Source organism: Paraburkholderia phosphatilytica, assembly GCF_003443895.1.
GTDB classification, from domain to species: domain Bacteria; phylum Pseudomonadota; class Gammaproteobacteria; order Burkholderiales; family Burkholderiaceae; genus Paraburkholderia; species Paraburkholderia phosphatilytica.
Genome location: NZ_QQOA01000033.1, coordinates 43,411 through 58,090, shown reverse-complemented (window position 1 = coordinate 58,090; position 14,680 = coordinate 43,411). Strand labels below are relative to the sequence as shown.

The following is a 14,680-nucleotide window of genomic DNA, read 5'->3' as shown; positions in this document are numbered from 1 at the left end:
CCCGCTCACTCCTCTTCGACTGGCTTCACATGCCAGATCTCGCGCGCGTAGTCGCCGATCGTGCGATCCGACGAGAACTGCCCCATGCCGGCCACGTTCGCGATCGCGCTGTCGGTCCACGCCTGCGTATCGACGAAACGCGCATCCACCTCTTCCTGCGCCTTCGCGAACGCCGCGAAATCGGCGAGCACCATGTAGTGATCGCCCCAGTCGACGAGCGTGTGGAAGATGTCCGAGAACCGGTGCGGATCGTCCGGCGAGAAGAAGCCGGTGCGGATCTGATCCAGCGCCATCCGCAGTTCCGGATTCTCTTCGTACAGCTGACGAGGCCGATAACCCTTCGCGCGCAGCTCGTCCACTTCGTCGGCGGTATGGCCGAAGATGAAGATGTTCTCGCGCCCCACCGCGTCGCAGATTTCGATGTTCGCGCCGTCGAGCGTGCCGATGGTCAGCGCGCCGTTCAGCGCGAGCTTCATGTTGCCGGTGCCCGACGCCTCCGTACCCGCCATCGAGATCTGCTCGGACAGGTCCGCGGCCGGGATGATCATCTCCGCGACGCTCACGCCGTAGTTCGGCACGAACACCACTTTCAGCCGGTCGCCCACCACCGGGTCGTTATTGATCTTCGCGCTCACGTCGCCGATCAGCTTGATGATCGTCTTCGCCATCCGGTACGCGGACGCGGCCTTGCCCGCGAACATCACGACGCGCGGCACCCAGTCGCGCTCCGGATGCTGGCGGATGCGGTTGTAGCGCACGATCACGTGCAGCACGTTCAGCAGCTGTCGCTTGTACTCGTGAATGCGCTTCACCTGCAGATCGAAGATCGCGTCGGGATTCACGGTCTGGCCGAGATGCTGCGCCAGATGATGCGCGAGATGCTGCTTGTTCCTGCGCTTCGCCGCGCGGAACGCGGACGTGAACGCAGGGTCGCCGCGCAGGTCGCCGAGCTTCTCGAGTTCGAACAGATCGCGGCGCCAGTGCGTGCCGATCTGCTCGTCGATCAGCGACGACAGCGGCCGGCTCGCCTGCGCGAGCCAGCGCCGCGGCGTGATGCCGTTCGTGACGTTGGTGAAGCGCTCGGGCCACATCTTCGCGAAGTCGGCGAAGATGTCGCGCGTCATCAGCTGCGAGTGCAGCTTCGACACGCCGTTCACCTTCTGGCTCGCGACGATCGCGAGATGCGCCATCCGCACGCGACGCTGCCCGTATTCGTCGACGAGCGAAATGCGGCGGATCATCTCGACGTCGTGCCCCGAATGCTCGCTGACGTGCTTCAGGAATTCGGCGTTGATGTCGAAGATGATCTCGAGGTGACGCGGCAACAGGCGCGCGAGCATCTCGACGTCCCACGTCTCCAGCGCCTCCGGCATCAGGGTGTGGTTCGTGTACGAGAACATCTGCTGGATGTGTTTCCATGCCTTGTCCCACGGCACGTGATGCACGTCCACGAGAAGCCGCATCAGTTCGGGAATCGCGAGCACCGGGTGCGTGTCGTTCAGATGCACCGCAACCTTTTCGGCGAGCCGCCCGAACGTGCTGTGCGTGCGCTGGTAGCGGCGGATCAGATCCTGCATCGTCGCCGACACGAAGAAGTATTCCTGGCGCAAACGCAGCTCGCGGCCCGCGGGCGTCGAATCGTCCGGGTACAACAGACGCGACACGTTTTCCGAGGTGTTCTTCGCTTCGACCGCGCGGCGATAGTCGCCCTTGTTGAACGCCGACAGATCGAGCTCTTCAGTCGCGCGCGCGGACCACAGCCGAAGCGTGTTGGTCGCGCTCGTCGCGTAGCCCGGAATCACGGTGTCGTACGCCATCGCGTTCACGTGCTCGGTGTCGATCCACTCCACGCGATCGTCGCGCTGCACCGTGCGGCCGCCGAAGTGTACGATGTACTGCACCTCGGGCCGCGGAAACTCCCACGGGTTGCCCGCGCGCAGCCAGTAGTCCGGCGTCTCGAGCTGCTCGCCCTCGACGATCTGCTGGCGGAACATCCCGTATTCGTAGCGGATGCCGTAGCCGAAGCCCGGAATGCCGAGCGTCGCCATCGAATCGAGAAAGCACGCGGCAAGCCGACCGAGACCGCCGTTGCCGAGCGCCGCATCGGGTTCGAGATTCACGAGCGACGCCATGTCGACGCCCATGCTCGCAAGCGCCTCGTTCATCTGGTCGTAGATGCCGAGCGCGAGCAGCGCGTTCGTAAACGTGCGGCCGATCAGGAATTCCATCGACAGGTAGTAGACCCGCTTCACGTCCTGTTCGTACTGCAGGCGGGTGGTCTTCATCCAGCGCGCGACGAGACGGTCGCGCACGGTCAATGCGGCGGCATGCAGCCAGTCACGCGGCTGCGCGGTGATGGCGTCCTTGCCGACGCCATACATCATGCGGTTGGAGATGGAGCGCCGAAGCGCATCGACCGTACTGTTGAGCTGGTCGAATTCCAGATCCACGGCTGTCATTGAAGCCTCCGGGAGAAATCGATCCAGCATGTGCGACGCCGCTGGGTCGGCGGCGAGTGCGCGCATGCCGGTCAGGCGGGTTAACTTGCAGAGTAGGACATTTTGCTCGCGGCCGAGCCGCCCGTTTCCGGTGCAGCGGCACGGCGTGGGTGCACTACCATGAAAGCACGGCGCGATCCCGTGGCGGCGCTTCCGGCCCGTGCCGGCCTCGCAGCCACGCCGCGAGGCCCGATGCCGGGTCCGCCACCACGCGCAGCGCGCACGAGGAGGTCATCATGAATGCACAATCCATGCTCGGGACGATTCATGCGCAGGAGTTGCTGCTGATGTCGGTGATCCGCGCGCTGCCACCCGATACGCGCCGCCGCATCGCCGACGAATTCCAGACCCAGGTCGAACTCGCCGACATGCCGCATCTGAGCGGCGGGCACGAACTGGAAACCGGCGAAGCATTCAAGGCTCATATCAGGAAGCTTTCGATCTTGCTGGCGTCGTTGAGTTGAGTTCAATTCAGTCGATACCGAAGATTGACCGGCCCACGATACCAGTGTTCCCCCATCGCGAGCATGTCGATTTCCCCCCTTGACCGCGGATTTCGTCTGGACGAGGTTTGCGGCCATGCGGGTTGCATGCTTTCGCGGTTTGACGTGCGTGTTGATGTGCCGCTGGCCTATGTGTCTGGTGAGCGCGCGCGGGCTCGACCGTTAGTTGCCTTCCAGTCATCTCGTACGGCCACATGAAAACCTTGGCTCCGGGCAGCGGCTCTCCTGCTCCGCCTGCCCGCTGCACTGCAAAATCGTCGCGCCTCTGTGACAATCGCTGAACCTGGACCCATCCGGCGGCGCATTGGGCAACGCCGGATCTCCCGCCCCACCCTTCCGACGGGAACCCGACTTGGCTGCCACTCCCCCCACCGGCCCCGGACCGTCCGCGGCTTCCGCGGCCCCTGCCGCGCTGCGCGGCGACGCGCCGCTGTCCGGCGCGAACCGTCGCGCGCTGGTCGCGATCATGCTGGCCGTCGCGCTCGCGACGCTCGACACCGCGATCGCCAACACCGCGCTGCCCACCATTGCCGCCGATCTGCACGCGGCGCCCGCCGCGTCGGTGTGGATCATCAACGCGTATCAGCTCGCGATGGTCGCGACGCTGCTGCCGCTCGCCGCGCTCGGCGACATCGTCGGGCACCGGCGCATCTATATCGCCGGCATCGCGCTGTTCACGCTGGCGTCGCTCGGCTGTTCGCTGGTCACCACACTGCCGATGCTCGCCGCCGCCCGCGTGCTGCAAGGACTCGGCGCGAGCGCGATCATGAGCGTGAATACCGCGCTGATCCGCTTCCTGTACCCGCCGCATCAGCTCGGCCGCGGGCTCGGCACGAACGCGCTGGTGGTGGGGTTTTCGTTCGCGGTGGGGCCGACGGTCGCGTCGATGATCCTGTCGCTCGGTACGTGGCCGTGGCTGTTCGCCGTAAACGTGCCGCTGGGCGTGCTGGCGCTGGTGTTCGCGCTGCCCGCGCTGCCGCACACCGCGCGCGGCTCGCACGGGTTCGATCCGGTCGCGGCGGCGCTCAACGTCGTGACCTTCGCGGCGCTTATCTTCTCGCTCGGCGAAGCCGCGCAGCGCGGGCCGACGCTAGTCGTGCTCAGCGCCGCCGCGCTCACGCTCGCATTCGGCGCGCTGCTGATCCGCCGCGAGCACGGCCACCCCGCGCCGATGCTGCCGGTCGACCTGTTCCGGCGGCCGGTGTTCGCGTTGTCCGCGGTGACGGCGGTGTGTTCGTTCGCCGCGCAGGGGCTCGCGTTCGTGTCGCTGCCGTTCTACTTCGAGGACGTGCTGCACCGCAGCCAGGTCGAGACCGGTTTCCTGATGACGCCGTGGCCCGTGATCGTCGCGCTGGCGGCGCCGGTTGCGGGTCGGCTGTCGGACCGCTATCCGCCGGGGCTCCTCGGCGCGATCGGCCTCGCGATCCTGAGCGCGGGCATGGCGGCGCTGGCGCTCCTGCCCGCGCATCCGACGGTGCTCGACATCGGCATCCGGATGGCGATCTGCGGCGCGGGCTTCGGCTTCTTCCAGTCGCCGAACCTGAAGGCGCTGATGGCGAGCGCGCCGCCCGAGCGCAGCGGTGGCGCGAGCGGGATCGTCGCGACCGCGCGGCTGATCGGCCAGGCGACCGGCGCGGCGCTCGTCGCGCTGAGCTTCGGGATTGCGGGTCGGCATGGGCCGACGCTCGCGCTCGGCGCCGGCTGCGTGTTCTCCGGACTGGCGAGCGTGGCGAGCGGATTGCGTCTGTTCGCGCCGAGCCACCGCGCGGGGCATGCGGTGGGCAGCGCGGTCAGCGTGACGGTGACGCCGGGCAAGATAGCCGGCGATGGGACGGATGCGGCGGGAAGCGCTTGAGCAGTGCGTGTGAACGGCGGTGGTGAACCTGCCGTGGTGAACAGCGGCGGTGAACAGCGGCGGTGAACGAAGACGCACCGAGCCGCCAAGGCAGCCCGGCGCGCGTCCCACATCAACGCGCGAAGTACGCCTTCACGGCATCGACGAACGTATCGATATCCGCGCGCGACAGATCGAGGTGCGTGACGAAGCGCGATGTGTAGACCATCTGCGTGAGGATGCCGCGCTCCTTCAGGAACGCTTCGAGCGGCACCCAGTGTTCCTGCGGAAACTGCGCAAAGACCATGTTGGTGGCCTGCGACAGCACCTCCACCTGACCGATCGACGCGAGCCCCTTCGCGAGATGCCCGGCGTTCGCGTGGTCCTCGGCCAGACGATCGACGTTGTGTTCGAGCGCATAGAGGCACGCAGCCGCCAGCACGCCCGACTGCCGCATGCCGCCGCCCAGCACCTTGCGCCAGCGGTGCGCGACTTCGATCAGCGCGCGGCTGCCCACCAGCACCGAGCCGACCGGCGCGCCGAGTCCTTTCGAGAAGCAGATCGACACCGAATCGAACGGCTTGCAGAGCGCCGCGAGCGGCTGACCCGACGCGACGGCGGCGTTGAACACGCGCGCGCCGTCGAGGTGGGTGGACAGCCCGTGCGAACGCGCGAGATCCGTCGCCTCGGCGACGTAGCCGGGCAGCAGCACCTTGCCGCCGATCGTGTTTTCGAGTGCGAGCAGGCGCGTGCGCGCGAAGTGGTGGTCGATCGGCTTGATCGCGGCGAAGATCTTGTCGAGCGGCAACGAGCCGTCGGCGGCGTTTTCGATGGGCTGCGGCTGGATGCTGCCGAGCACCGCCGCGCCACCGCCTTCGTACTTATAGGTGTGTGCCGCCTGGCCGACGATGTACTCGTCGCCGCGCGCACAGTGTGCCATCAGCGCGGCGAGGTTGCTCTGCGTGCCGCTCGGGAAGAACAGGCCGGCTTCCTTGCCGGCGCGCTCGGCAAGCGTCGACTGCAGGCGCAGCACGGTCGGGTCGTCACCCCAGACGTCGTCGCCGGTTTCGGCGGACGTCATCGCGGCAAGCATCGCCGGACTCGGGCGGGTTACGGTATCGCTGCGCAGATCGATCATGGTGGCTTCCTGAGTGGTCGGGAGTGCGGTGTCGGGCACGCGGCGCGCGTCGACAGACGGCATGCACGATGAGAATCGTGCAGTGTATCAAGCCTCCCGAAAGCCCGTGGCGCGGCGGGCCCGGGCGACCACTCGGCGCTGCTGCTCAGTTCGCTGCTCAATTTACTGTCTAGGCAGCCACGCAAGCGGATCGACCGGGCGGCCGTCCCAGCGCACCTCGAACTGGATCGAGGGCACGCCGCGCGGGTCGGTGCCGACCGTGCCGATCTGCTGCCCCTGCGCGACCGCGTCGCCTTCCTTGACGAACAGCTGGCCGTTCTGCCCATACGCGGTGACGACCGATGCGTCGTGCTTGATGATGATGAGCGGCCCGTAGGCCGGCATGCCCGTGCCCGCGTACACGACGCGCCCGGCGGCGGCCGCGCGCACCGCATCGCCCGGGCGGGCGCCGATCACGATGCCCTTGCTCTGGCCCGGCGTGAACGGCCGCATTACCGTGCCGTGCACCGGCCACGCGAGTTGAACGGTGGGCGTGGCGGGCGCCTGCGGCATCGGCGCCGGCGTGGGAGCGGGCATCGGCACCGCGTTTTCGACGACACCCGGCGCCTGCGGAACGTTCGCCCCGGCCGGCGGCGCGACGCGCAGCACCTGGCCGACCATCACGGCCGAGCCGGGCACGAGGTTGTTCCAGCTGGCGATGTCTTCGGGGCGCTGGCCGAACGCGGCGGCGATGCTCGGCAGCGAGTCGCCGGGGTTCACGCGGTAGTAGCCGGCCGCGACGGGCGGCTGGGTGACCTGCGTCTGCCCGGTTCCGCCGGACGGGTTCCACTGCGGCATCATCTCGCAGCCGCCCAGCAGCGTGGACACACTCGCCGCCACACCCGCGGCCACGCCTAGCGCGGCCGCCGCGCGCGGTATGCCGCGCATGCCGGCGGTTGCTGCCCATCTGTTCGGATTGCGCCGCTTCGCGTTCATCGTATGGCCCCCGCCTTCAATGCACCGTTTGACTCGTCACGGAAAACCGCGTCGCAAGACTTGCACCACGCGGCGTCGACTTCGGGATTATGACGCCGCACGATGACGATCGTTCGCCATTTCCGCGCACGAAACGTCCGGCGTCCGGTCAGACGCTGCCTTCGGTCTCCACGACCAGGATGCGCGCTTCGCCAATCGGGTATGCGACGTGCTCGGTTCCGACCGATGCGAAGAAGACGTCGCCGGTTTCGAGCACCGTGGACTGTTCGGCGCCGTCTTCGCGATAGCGCATCTCGACCCGGCCGTCGAGCACCGCGAACACTTCCTCGCCATCGTTGATATGCCAACGATAGGGCTGATCGGTCCAGTGCAGACGTGTGGTGATGCCGCGCATGTTGGCGATGTCGAGCGCGCCCCAGGGACGCTCGGCCGTGAAGCTCCTGCTGCGGATGATCTTCATTGTGAACGGTTCCGAACCCATTGCCGCGCATGCGTCGGCATACACGGCACGATGACGGTGACACAGTGGAAAGGACGACCATTATATGCGGCACGGCGGACGTTTTTTCGCAACGTCGGGCGGCCATCGTGCAGCAATTGCACACAACGCCAACCCGCGCGGCGCGACGATTGCAACCCGTCGAGCCTCGCCTATACTGGATTTTCACGCTGCCGTCAGCGCCGTGTCCGCGAGGCCGCGCGATCAATCCTTAAGGAGTCCGAGGATGAATAAAGCCACCTTCCTGGCCGTCCAGTTGAGCCTCGAGGACATCACCGGATCGCCAGGTTTGGTCGAGCTGCTGAACACGCATCTCGTGTTCTCGGCCGATGTGGCGGAAGCCGCCGACGCGCTGATCCAGCTCGCCAGCATCGCGAGGATTTCGGGCGGTACCGAGGCGCGCGTCGAACTGCCGGCGATCGCGCTCGAACGACTGCGCGAGGCGCTCGACAACCTGAGCGGCTACGACGAGTCGTGGCTGCTCGCGCTTGAACCCAGCGACGCGCTGTTCGACGACATCACGCGCCGGCATCGCATCCTGCACTGATTCGCACGCGAGGGCCGGCATGTCGCCGGCCCTCGTGTTTGTTGTGCTTTCCGCACGGACGCCGTGCGCCGGCGGCGGCCGGCGAGTTCGGGTCGCCGCGCGGCCATTTTTGGGGAACTGCCGTGAAAAGCCTCCTGAACCGACGCAGCGCCGTACTCGCCAGCACTCCTTCGCATCTCGTCGACGTCGAGCATGTGTCACTCACGCCGGCGCAGGACGGCATCCCCCGCGATGAAGCCGACGCCGCGGCCGCGCAGCTCGCGCAGGACGCCACCGTCGACGCGGACGATCCGCGCGACGGACGCCTCGCGCGGGTCGATCGCGCACCCGCGACGGTCGAGGCACCGCGGCCGGTGACGACGCTGCGCGCGGTGCCAGTGGTGCCGACCCAGGTCAACGGACGCAGCGGCGTGCTGTCCGCCGACACCGCGGAAGTCGACGATCTGTGCGCGCATGAGGAACTCGCGCCGTTTCGCGTGTTCCGCAGCTTCGCGTACTCGGCGAGCCTGCTGTTTCATCCGCGCGATCTCTGCTATTACATCGCGCTCTATCACGACAACACGCTGTGGCGCGCGCTGAAGGCGCTGGATCTCGAATCGGCCGAGACCGCGTTTCATCACTTCGAGGAACAAGCCACGCGGCTATCGGACGGCGAGACGCGCCGCGCGCAGCTCGAAGCGCAGAACGATCAGCTCGCGAAGATGATCGCGGCATCGGAAGCGCAGTCGGAACGGATGCGCGCGCATCTACAGCGCACGACGGCGCAGGAGCAGTCCGTCGCGAACCGGCAGCATCAGCTGCGCAAGGAGGTGTCGCAGCTCGAAGCGCAACGGGTGGCTGCGCAGGCGCATCTGAACAAGGCGCATCGGCAGTTGCACCAGCTCAACATCGTGAACAACGAAAATCTGCCGCATCTGCCTTCGAACCGCTAAACACGCGCGGCCACACAGTAGACGAACGAAGGGCGCCGACCGGATGATCCGGTCGGCGCCCTTTTCTTCGATGCGGGCTGATTCAGTTGGTCAATCTAGTTGGCCAATTCAGCTGGCTGAGTGACAAAACTTAGTTGCCAAAATACACCGGCTTCACGCCATCCGACGACACCGGGCCGCCTGCGTGCGAGGTGCCCGCAACCGCCGGGCCGTAACCCGTGGTTTCAGCCTGAGCCTGGGCGGCGCCGTTCTGCGCGGCGACGCGCGCTTCGGCTGCCTGGAGCTGCACGGGGTAGTCGTACTTGTCGGCCACCGGATCGTAGCCCGCCTTTTCGAGCTGGACGAGTTCCGCGCGAACCTGCGCGCGCGTCACGGGCTGCTGGTTGTTCGACTGTGCAAACGATGCGACCGGCGCGGCAAGCAGAACGGCGACGGCAACTGCGGACATGAGCGACTTCATGGTGACCTCCAATCTGGTTGTTTGTTTGTCCTGCGATCGCCCGATCAGCAGGACCACAACGTCAGTCTACGGATTGGAGGACTAAGTAAAAACCCTTGCTTTGACGATAATCTATTGCAGAATCCGTAAGTATTGACGGATTGATAGCCTTTTCGAACATCAGAATTCTGAGAGTCGTAACAATTATGGCAATTTCGCCATCTTCGGTCGGCACAGGAAAAACGGGCGCCTCCTTGCGGAGACGCCCGTTGCGGTCAGACTCGAAGCGGCGGCCAACGGCGACCAACACCCGCCGCCAGCCAACCTTACGACCAGTTCGCGTGGAAGCTGCCCGGCTTGTCGACGCGCTCGAAGGTGTGCGCGCCGAAGAAGTCGCGCTGCGCCTGCACGAGGTTCGCGGGCACGCGCTCCGAACGGTAGCCGTCGAAGTACGCGATCGCCGACGCGAACGCCGGCACCGGCACGCCCGCCGCGATCGCGGCCGTCACCACATCTCGCAGCGCCTGCTGGTACTTCGCCGCGATGTCGTGGAAGTACGGGTCGAGCAGCAGGTTCGCGAGCGCCGGATCTTTCGCGTACGCGTCCGTGATCTTCTGCAGGAAGCGGGCGCGGATGATGCAGCCCGCGCGGAAGATCTTCGCGATCGAGCCGAACTGCAGGTCCCACTTGTACTCCTGCGACGCCGCGCGCAGCTGCGCGAAGCCCTGCGCGTACGAGATCACCTTGCTGAAGTACAGCGCCCGGCGCACGGACTCGACGAACGCCGCGCGATCGCCCCCGAACGGCTTCGATGCGGGCCCTTCGAGCACCTTCGCGGCCGCGACGCGCTCCGTCTTCAGCGACGACAGCACGCGCGCAAATACCGACTCCGTGATCAGCGGCAGCGGCACGCCGAGGTCGAGCGCGTTCTGGCTCGTCCACTTGCCGGTGCCCTTCTGCGCGGCGCGGTCGAGGATCACGTCGACCAGATCCTTGCCCGTCTCGTCGTCCTTCTTGCCGAAGATCTTCGACGTGATCTCGATCAGGTAGCTGTCGAGCTCGCCCTGATTCCATTCGGTGTAGACCTTGCCGAGTTCTTCGTTCGAAAGCCCCACGACCTGCTTCAGCACCGCGTAGCTCTCGGCGATCAGCTGCATGTCGCCGTACTCGATGCCGTTGTGGACCATCTTCACGAAGTGGCCCGCGCCGTCCGGACCCATGTACGCGACGCACGGTTCGCCGTCCGGCGCCTTCGCGGCGATTTCGGTGAGGATCGGCGCGACCAGATCGTACGCGTCGCGCTGGCCGCCCGGCATGATCGACGGGCCTTTCAGCGCGCCCTCCTCGCCGCCCGACACGCCGGTGCCGATGAAGTGCAGACCCGATTTCGCGAGGTCCTGGTTACGGCGGATCGTGTCGGTGAAATGCGTGTTGCCGCCATCGATCAGAATATCGCCCTTCTCCAGCAGCGGGCGCAGCGACGCGATCGTCGCGTCGGTGCCCTCGCCGGCCTTCACCATCATCAGGATGCGGCGCGGCTTTTCCAGCGACCCGACGAATTCCTCCAGCGAATAGGTCGGCACCAGCTTGCGATCCGGATACTCGGCGATCAGCTCGTCGGTCTTTTCGCGGCTACGGTTATAAACGGACACTGCGTGACCGCGGCTCTCGATGTTGAGCGCCAGATTGCGGCCCATGACCGCCAACCCCACCACGCCAATTGCCTGCTTTCCCATGAGAATTCTCCAGCTTCAAAAAGTCGGGATGCCGCGCTGCGATGCTCCGCCTGCGATGTGTCACGATCGCCCGGATCGTGTCCGGGCGCGGCGTCGAGGGTGAAAGGATAAAAGAAACGGTACTTCGCTGCTCCCTGCGCGACATCTGTCGCCGATAAAGCCGGCGCTAGCGCCGATGAAAAATCACACAGAAATTGTTGGCCGGCATCGCGACCGGCTCTGCCGCGTCGAACCCCGCGGCGTCCGCCATTTCCACCACCGATTCGAGATCGCGCACGCCCCACGCGGGGTTGCGCTGCCGCAGCTGCGCGTCGAACGCCTCGTTGCTCGGCGCCGTGTGCGTGCCATGCCGCCGGTACGGGCCGTACAGCACGAGCGGCGCACCCGGTGTCAGCACGCGGCGCGCGCCGTCGAACAGCGCGCGCGTCGACGCCCACGGCGAGATATGGATCATGTTGATGCAGATCATTGCATCGGCGCCGTCGATGCCCCACGCCGGATTCGTCACATCGATCTCGAGTGGCCGCCGCACGTTGGACAGCCCCGCATGCGCGGTCCACGCCGCGATCGACGCGCGCGCATCAGCGTCAGGATCGCTCGGCTGCCAGTGCAGATCGCGCAGCGCCGCCGCGAAAAACGTCACGTGCTGGCCGGTGCCGCTGGCAATCTCCAGCACGAGCCCCTTGCGCGGCAGCACGCCGCGCAGCACCGCGAGAATCGGCTCGCGGTTGCGGTCGGCCGCGGGTGCGTGTTGCCTTGGATCAGGATCGGTCGTCATCGCGCGTGGTCGGTCGGAACGGTTGAGGATGGGTCAGTACAGCTGCGTTCGCACGCGTTCGGCGAGGTCGCGATCATACGTCGCGACGTCGAAGCCGTCACCCACGATGCTGCGGTGGATCTCGCCCGCGCTCGGCAACCGCGAACGTTCGACGTGACGCGCCGGGTCCCACAGATGCGAGCGGACCATCGCCTTCGAACAATGAAAATACACCGCGTCGACATCGACGATCAGCACCGTGCGCGGCAGCTTGCCGTCCACCGCGAAGCGCGCGAGCAGTTCGGGATCGCGCGTGATGCGGCCGCGTCCGTTCACGCGCAGCGTTTCTCCCATGCCCGGCACGACGAACAGCAACGCAAGCCGCGGATTCGCGATCACGTTGCGCAGACTGTCGAGCCGGTTGTTGCCCGGGCGGTCGGGAATCGCGAGCGTGCGTTCGTCGAGGAGCTCGACGAAGCCGGGCGCGTCGCCGCGCGGCGAGCAGTCGAGGCCCTCAGGGCCGGCCGTCGCCAGCACGACGAGCGGCGACGCCTCGATCATCGCGCGGTACGCCGCGTTCACGTACGCGATTTCCTTCTTCACCGCGCGTTCGTGCGGGTGGCCGTAGATCGCTTCGAGTTCTTCGATGGTAGTCAGCGATGCGGCGGCTGCGGTCGGCTTGGTCTGCGTGGTCTCGATCGTGTCGGTCATATCGGGTTGGTCCATGGTTCGGCGTGTTCGGCGTGTTTGCGTTTTCGGTCCGGGTCAGTCCACCGCGAGCTGCGCCGCCAGCGCGGTCAGCGCGGGTCCGCACGGCAGTTCCGCTTTCAGCGCGAGCAGCGGATCGGCGCGCGTGCGGCCCAGGTTGATCGCGGCGATCGGCTTGCCGAGCTTCTGCGCCCACACGCAGAAGCGGTAGCCGGAGTACACCATCAGCGACGAACCGACCACGAGCATCGCGTCCGCCGCTTCGAGCGCCGCGGACGCCGCGTCGACCCGCTCGCGCGGCACGCCCTCGCCGAAGAACACGACGGCCGGCTTCAGCAGCCCGCCGCATACCGGGCAGTCGGGCACGCGGAATGTGTGGAGCGCGTCCCATTCGAGGTGCGCGTCGCCATCGGCGGCGGTTTCGGCGGTGATGTCGAGCAGCGCGGGATTGTCTTCGGCGAGTGTCTGCTGGATCGCCGCGCGCGTGCGGTGCGCGCCGCAGTCGAGGCACACGACGCCGCCGATGCTGCCGTGCAGCTCGATCACGTCGCTGCTGCCGGCGCGCTGATGCAGCCCGTCGACGTTCTGCGTGACGAGCGTGCCGACGTGCCGCGCGCCCTCTAGCCGCGCGAGCGCGCGGTGTGCGTCGTTCGGCTGCGCGTCGGCGACGACCGGCCAGCCGACCATGCTGCGCGCCCAGTAACGGCGGCGGCTTTCGATCGAACCGAGGAAGGCCTGCAACGTGATGGGCGGCGAGCGCTTCCACTCGCCGTTCTCGTCGCGGTAGCCGGGAATGCCGGAATCAGTGCTGATGCCGGCGCCCGTCAGCACGAACAGGCGCGGATGCGCGCGCACGAAGTCGTGCAGGCCCGCGAGGGCGATGGCGGAAACATCGGACGTCAACGGCAGAAGGTCGGTCATGAACGGAACGTGGTGAGCGTACGGCTGACAGCTGCGCGTTTCTGGTGTTGCAGGTGTTTCAGGCGCGGATCCGGCGCGCCATCCGCATCATGTTTCAGCGCCCGCGCCGCCGTTTGCCGGCATGCCGCGCCTCCCAGGCGGCCAGCGCGACGCGATAGCGCTCGAGCGCCGCGTCGTACAGGTCGAACACGCAGGGATCGCAGCCGCTATGACAGCACTCGTCCGAAGTGGGCGGCTTCGGCGGCTCGGGCGGCGGCTCGTCGTCGCGGGGCACGTCGACCCGGGATCTTGACTCGGCAGGCACGGCGGGCTGGGGCATCCGTTGACAGCGCGATAGCGACAATCGTCCAGTATAAGGAAATCGGCCGACGCCCGTACGAACGGCGGCCCTTGGCGCTACTCATCGACTCTTATCCGCGCCCGACGTACGGCATCTTGCTGGCCATGATCGTCATGAACTGCACGTTCGCGGACAGCGGCAGCTCCGCCATGTGCAGCACAGCGTCAGCGACGTGCTGCACGTCCATCAGCGGCTCGGCCGCAAGTTCGCCGTTTGCCTGCGGCACGCCGCGCGCCATCCGCTCGGCCATCTCGGTCGCGGCGTTGCCGATGTCGATCTGCCCGCAGACGATGTCGTGCTTGCGTCCGTCGAGCGACACCGACTTCGTGAGCCCGGTGATCGCGTGCTTGGTCGCCGTGTACGCGATGCTGTACGGCCGCGGCGCGTGCGCGGAGATCGAGCCGTTGTTGATGACGCGGCCGCCGCGCGGCGTCTGCGATTTCATCAACCCGAACGCCGCGCGCGTGCACAGAAAGACGCCGGTCAGGTTCACGTCGACGATATTGCGCCACACGTCGACGTCGAGCTCGTCGATCTCCACCGGCGGGCCGTTGCGGCCCGCGTTGTTGAACAGCACGTCGAGCCGGCCGAAGCGGCGCCGCACGGTGTCGAACAGATCGGTCACCGCGACCGGGTCGGTCACGTCGCACACCACCGCGAGCGCGTTCTCGCCGCGCGCGGCGGCTTCGGCGGCCAGCGCAGCGAGCGGCTCCTGACGCCGCCCGACCAGCACGACGCGATAGCCGTGCGCAAGCAGCGTCGCCGCCGTCGCGCGGCCGATGCCGCTGCCCGCGCCGGTGACGAGCGCCACCTTGCCTTCGTTCGAATCCGTCATGGTCGTCCTCCCGTAGAG

General features: G+C 67.0%; 16 protein-coding genes. 4 read left to right on the top strand and 12 right to left on the bottom strand.

Annotated features, from left to right (window positions below):
• Positions 1 to 5: 5 nt before the first annotated feature.
• Together DVS29_RS27590 and DVS29_RS38195 are read right to left on the bottom strand one after the other, a co-directional pair.
• Entirely contained in the window at positions 6 to 2,459 is a 2,454-nt protein-coding gene (locus tag DVS29_RS27590; RefSeq protein ID WP_118183701.1) for a glycogen/starch/alpha-glucan phosphorylase, read from the bottom strand.
• A 154-nt stretch (positions 2,460 to 2,613) separates the two neighbouring features.
• On the bottom strand, positions 2,614 to 2,736 hold the full coding sequence (locus DVS29_RS38195; protein ID WP_276314344.1) for a hypothetical protein: 123 nt from the start codon (positions 2,734 to 2,736) through the stop codon (positions 2,614 to 2,616).
• Here DVS29_RS38195 and DVS29_RS27585 point away from each other — a divergent pair.
• Complete coding sequence (locus DVS29_RS27585) at positions 2,735 to 2,962, top strand: hypothetical protein (RefSeq protein WP_118183700.1); 228 nt, start codon at positions 2,735 to 2,737, stop codon at positions 2,960 to 2,962. The genes DVS29_RS38195 and DVS29_RS27585 overlap by 2 nt on opposite strands.
• Before the next feature lie 469 nt (positions 2,963 to 3,431).
• Positions 3,432 to 4,856 carry an MFS transporter gene (locus DVS29_RS27580; protein WP_205962522.1) on the top strand — a complete coding sequence of 475 codons (1,425 nt, stop codon included), beginning with the start codon at positions 3,432 to 3,434 and terminating at the stop codon, positions 4,854 to 4,856.
• Between the two features lie 112 nt (positions 4,857 to 4,968).
• Here the strand turns inward: DVS29_RS27580 and ltaE are convergent, their stop codons facing one another.
• The 3 genes from ltaE to DVS29_RS27565 form a co-directional block, all read right to left on the bottom strand.
• Positions 4,969 to 5,973, bottom strand: a complete 1,005-nt coding sequence (gene ltaE / locus DVS29_RS27575) for a low-specificity L-threonine aldolase (RefSeq protein WP_118183729.1) — start codon at positions 5,971 to 5,973, stop codon at positions 4,969 to 4,971.
• A 162-nt stretch (positions 5,974 to 6,135) separates the two neighbouring features.
• Complete coding sequence (locus DVS29_RS27570; RefSeq protein ID WP_118183728.1) at positions 6,136 to 6,900, bottom strand: peptidoglycan DD-metalloendopeptidase family protein; 765 nt, start codon at positions 6,898 to 6,900, stop codon at positions 6,136 to 6,138.
• 196 nt (positions 6,901 to 7,096) lie between these two features.
• Positions 7,097 to 7,408, bottom strand: coding sequence for a cupin domain-containing protein (locus DVS29_RS27565; protein WP_118183727.1), 312 nt, complete (start codon positions 7,406 to 7,408; stop codon positions 7,097 to 7,099).
• Between the two features lie 265 nt (positions 7,409 to 7,673).
• Here DVS29_RS27565 and DVS29_RS27560 point away from each other — a divergent pair, with 265 nt between their 5' ends.
• Positions 7,674 to 7,994 (top strand): hypothetical protein, encoded by a 321-nt coding sequence (locus DVS29_RS27560; RefSeq protein ID WP_118183699.1) that lies wholly within the window; start codon positions 7,674 to 7,676, stop codon positions 7,992 to 7,994.
• Between the two features lie 122 nt (positions 7,995 to 8,116).
• A complete protein-coding gene (locus DVS29_RS27555) occupies positions 8,117 to 8,926 on the top strand; it encodes a DUF2968 domain-containing protein (RefSeq protein ID WP_118183726.1) in 810 nt (269 codons plus the stop codon).
• Between the two features lie 130 nt (positions 8,927 to 9,056).
• Here the strand turns inward: DVS29_RS27555 and DVS29_RS27550 are convergent, their stop codons facing one another.
• The 7 genes from DVS29_RS27550 to DVS29_RS27520 all read right to left on the bottom strand — a co-directional run bounded on the left by DVS29_RS27550 (position 9,057) and on the right by DVS29_RS27520 (position 14,662).
• On the bottom strand, positions 9,057 to 9,386 hold the full coding sequence (locus tag DVS29_RS27550) for a DUF4148 domain-containing protein (protein ID WP_118183698.1): 330 nt from the start codon (positions 9,384 to 9,386) through the stop codon (positions 9,057 to 9,059).
• Between the two features lie 305 nt (positions 9,387 to 9,691).
• Positions 9,692 to 11,101 carry an NADP-dependent phosphogluconate dehydrogenase gene (gene gndA, locus DVS29_RS27545; RefSeq protein WP_118183697.1) on the bottom strand — a complete coding sequence of 470 codons (1,410 nt, stop codon included), beginning with the start codon at positions 11,099 to 11,101 and terminating at the stop codon, positions 9,692 to 9,694.
• A 166-nt stretch (positions 11,102 to 11,267) separates the two neighbouring features.
• Positions 11,268 to 11,879 (bottom strand): DUF938 domain-containing protein, encoded by a 612-nt coding sequence (locus tag DVS29_RS27540; protein WP_118183696.1) that lies wholly within the window; start codon positions 11,877 to 11,879, stop codon positions 11,268 to 11,270.
• Positions 11,880 to 11,912: 33 nt separating this feature from the next.
• The gene (locus DVS29_RS27535; protein WP_118183725.1) at positions 11,913 to 12,569 is read right to left on the bottom strand and encodes a pyridoxamine 5'-phosphate oxidase family protein; all 657 of its coding nucleotides are present in this window, start codon (positions 12,567 to 12,569) and stop codon (positions 11,913 to 11,915) included.
• 54 nt (positions 12,570 to 12,623) lie between these two features.
• Positions 12,624 to 13,487, bottom strand: a complete 864-nt coding sequence (locus tag DVS29_RS27530) for an NAD-dependent protein deacetylase (protein ID WP_118183695.1) — start codon at positions 13,485 to 13,487, stop codon at positions 12,624 to 12,626.
• A 94-nt stretch (positions 13,488 to 13,581) separates the two neighbouring features.
• On the bottom strand, positions 13,582 to 13,806 hold the full coding sequence (locus tag DVS29_RS27525; RefSeq protein ID WP_118183694.1) for an oxidoreductase-like domain-containing protein: 225 nt from the start codon (positions 13,804 to 13,806) through the stop codon (positions 13,582 to 13,584).
• Positions 13,807 to 13,897: 91 nt separating this feature from the next.
• Entirely contained in the window at positions 13,898 to 14,662 is a 765-nt protein-coding gene (locus DVS29_RS27520; protein WP_118183693.1) for an SDR family oxidoreductase, read from the bottom strand.
• Positions 14,663 to 14,680 lie beyond the last annotated feature (18 nt).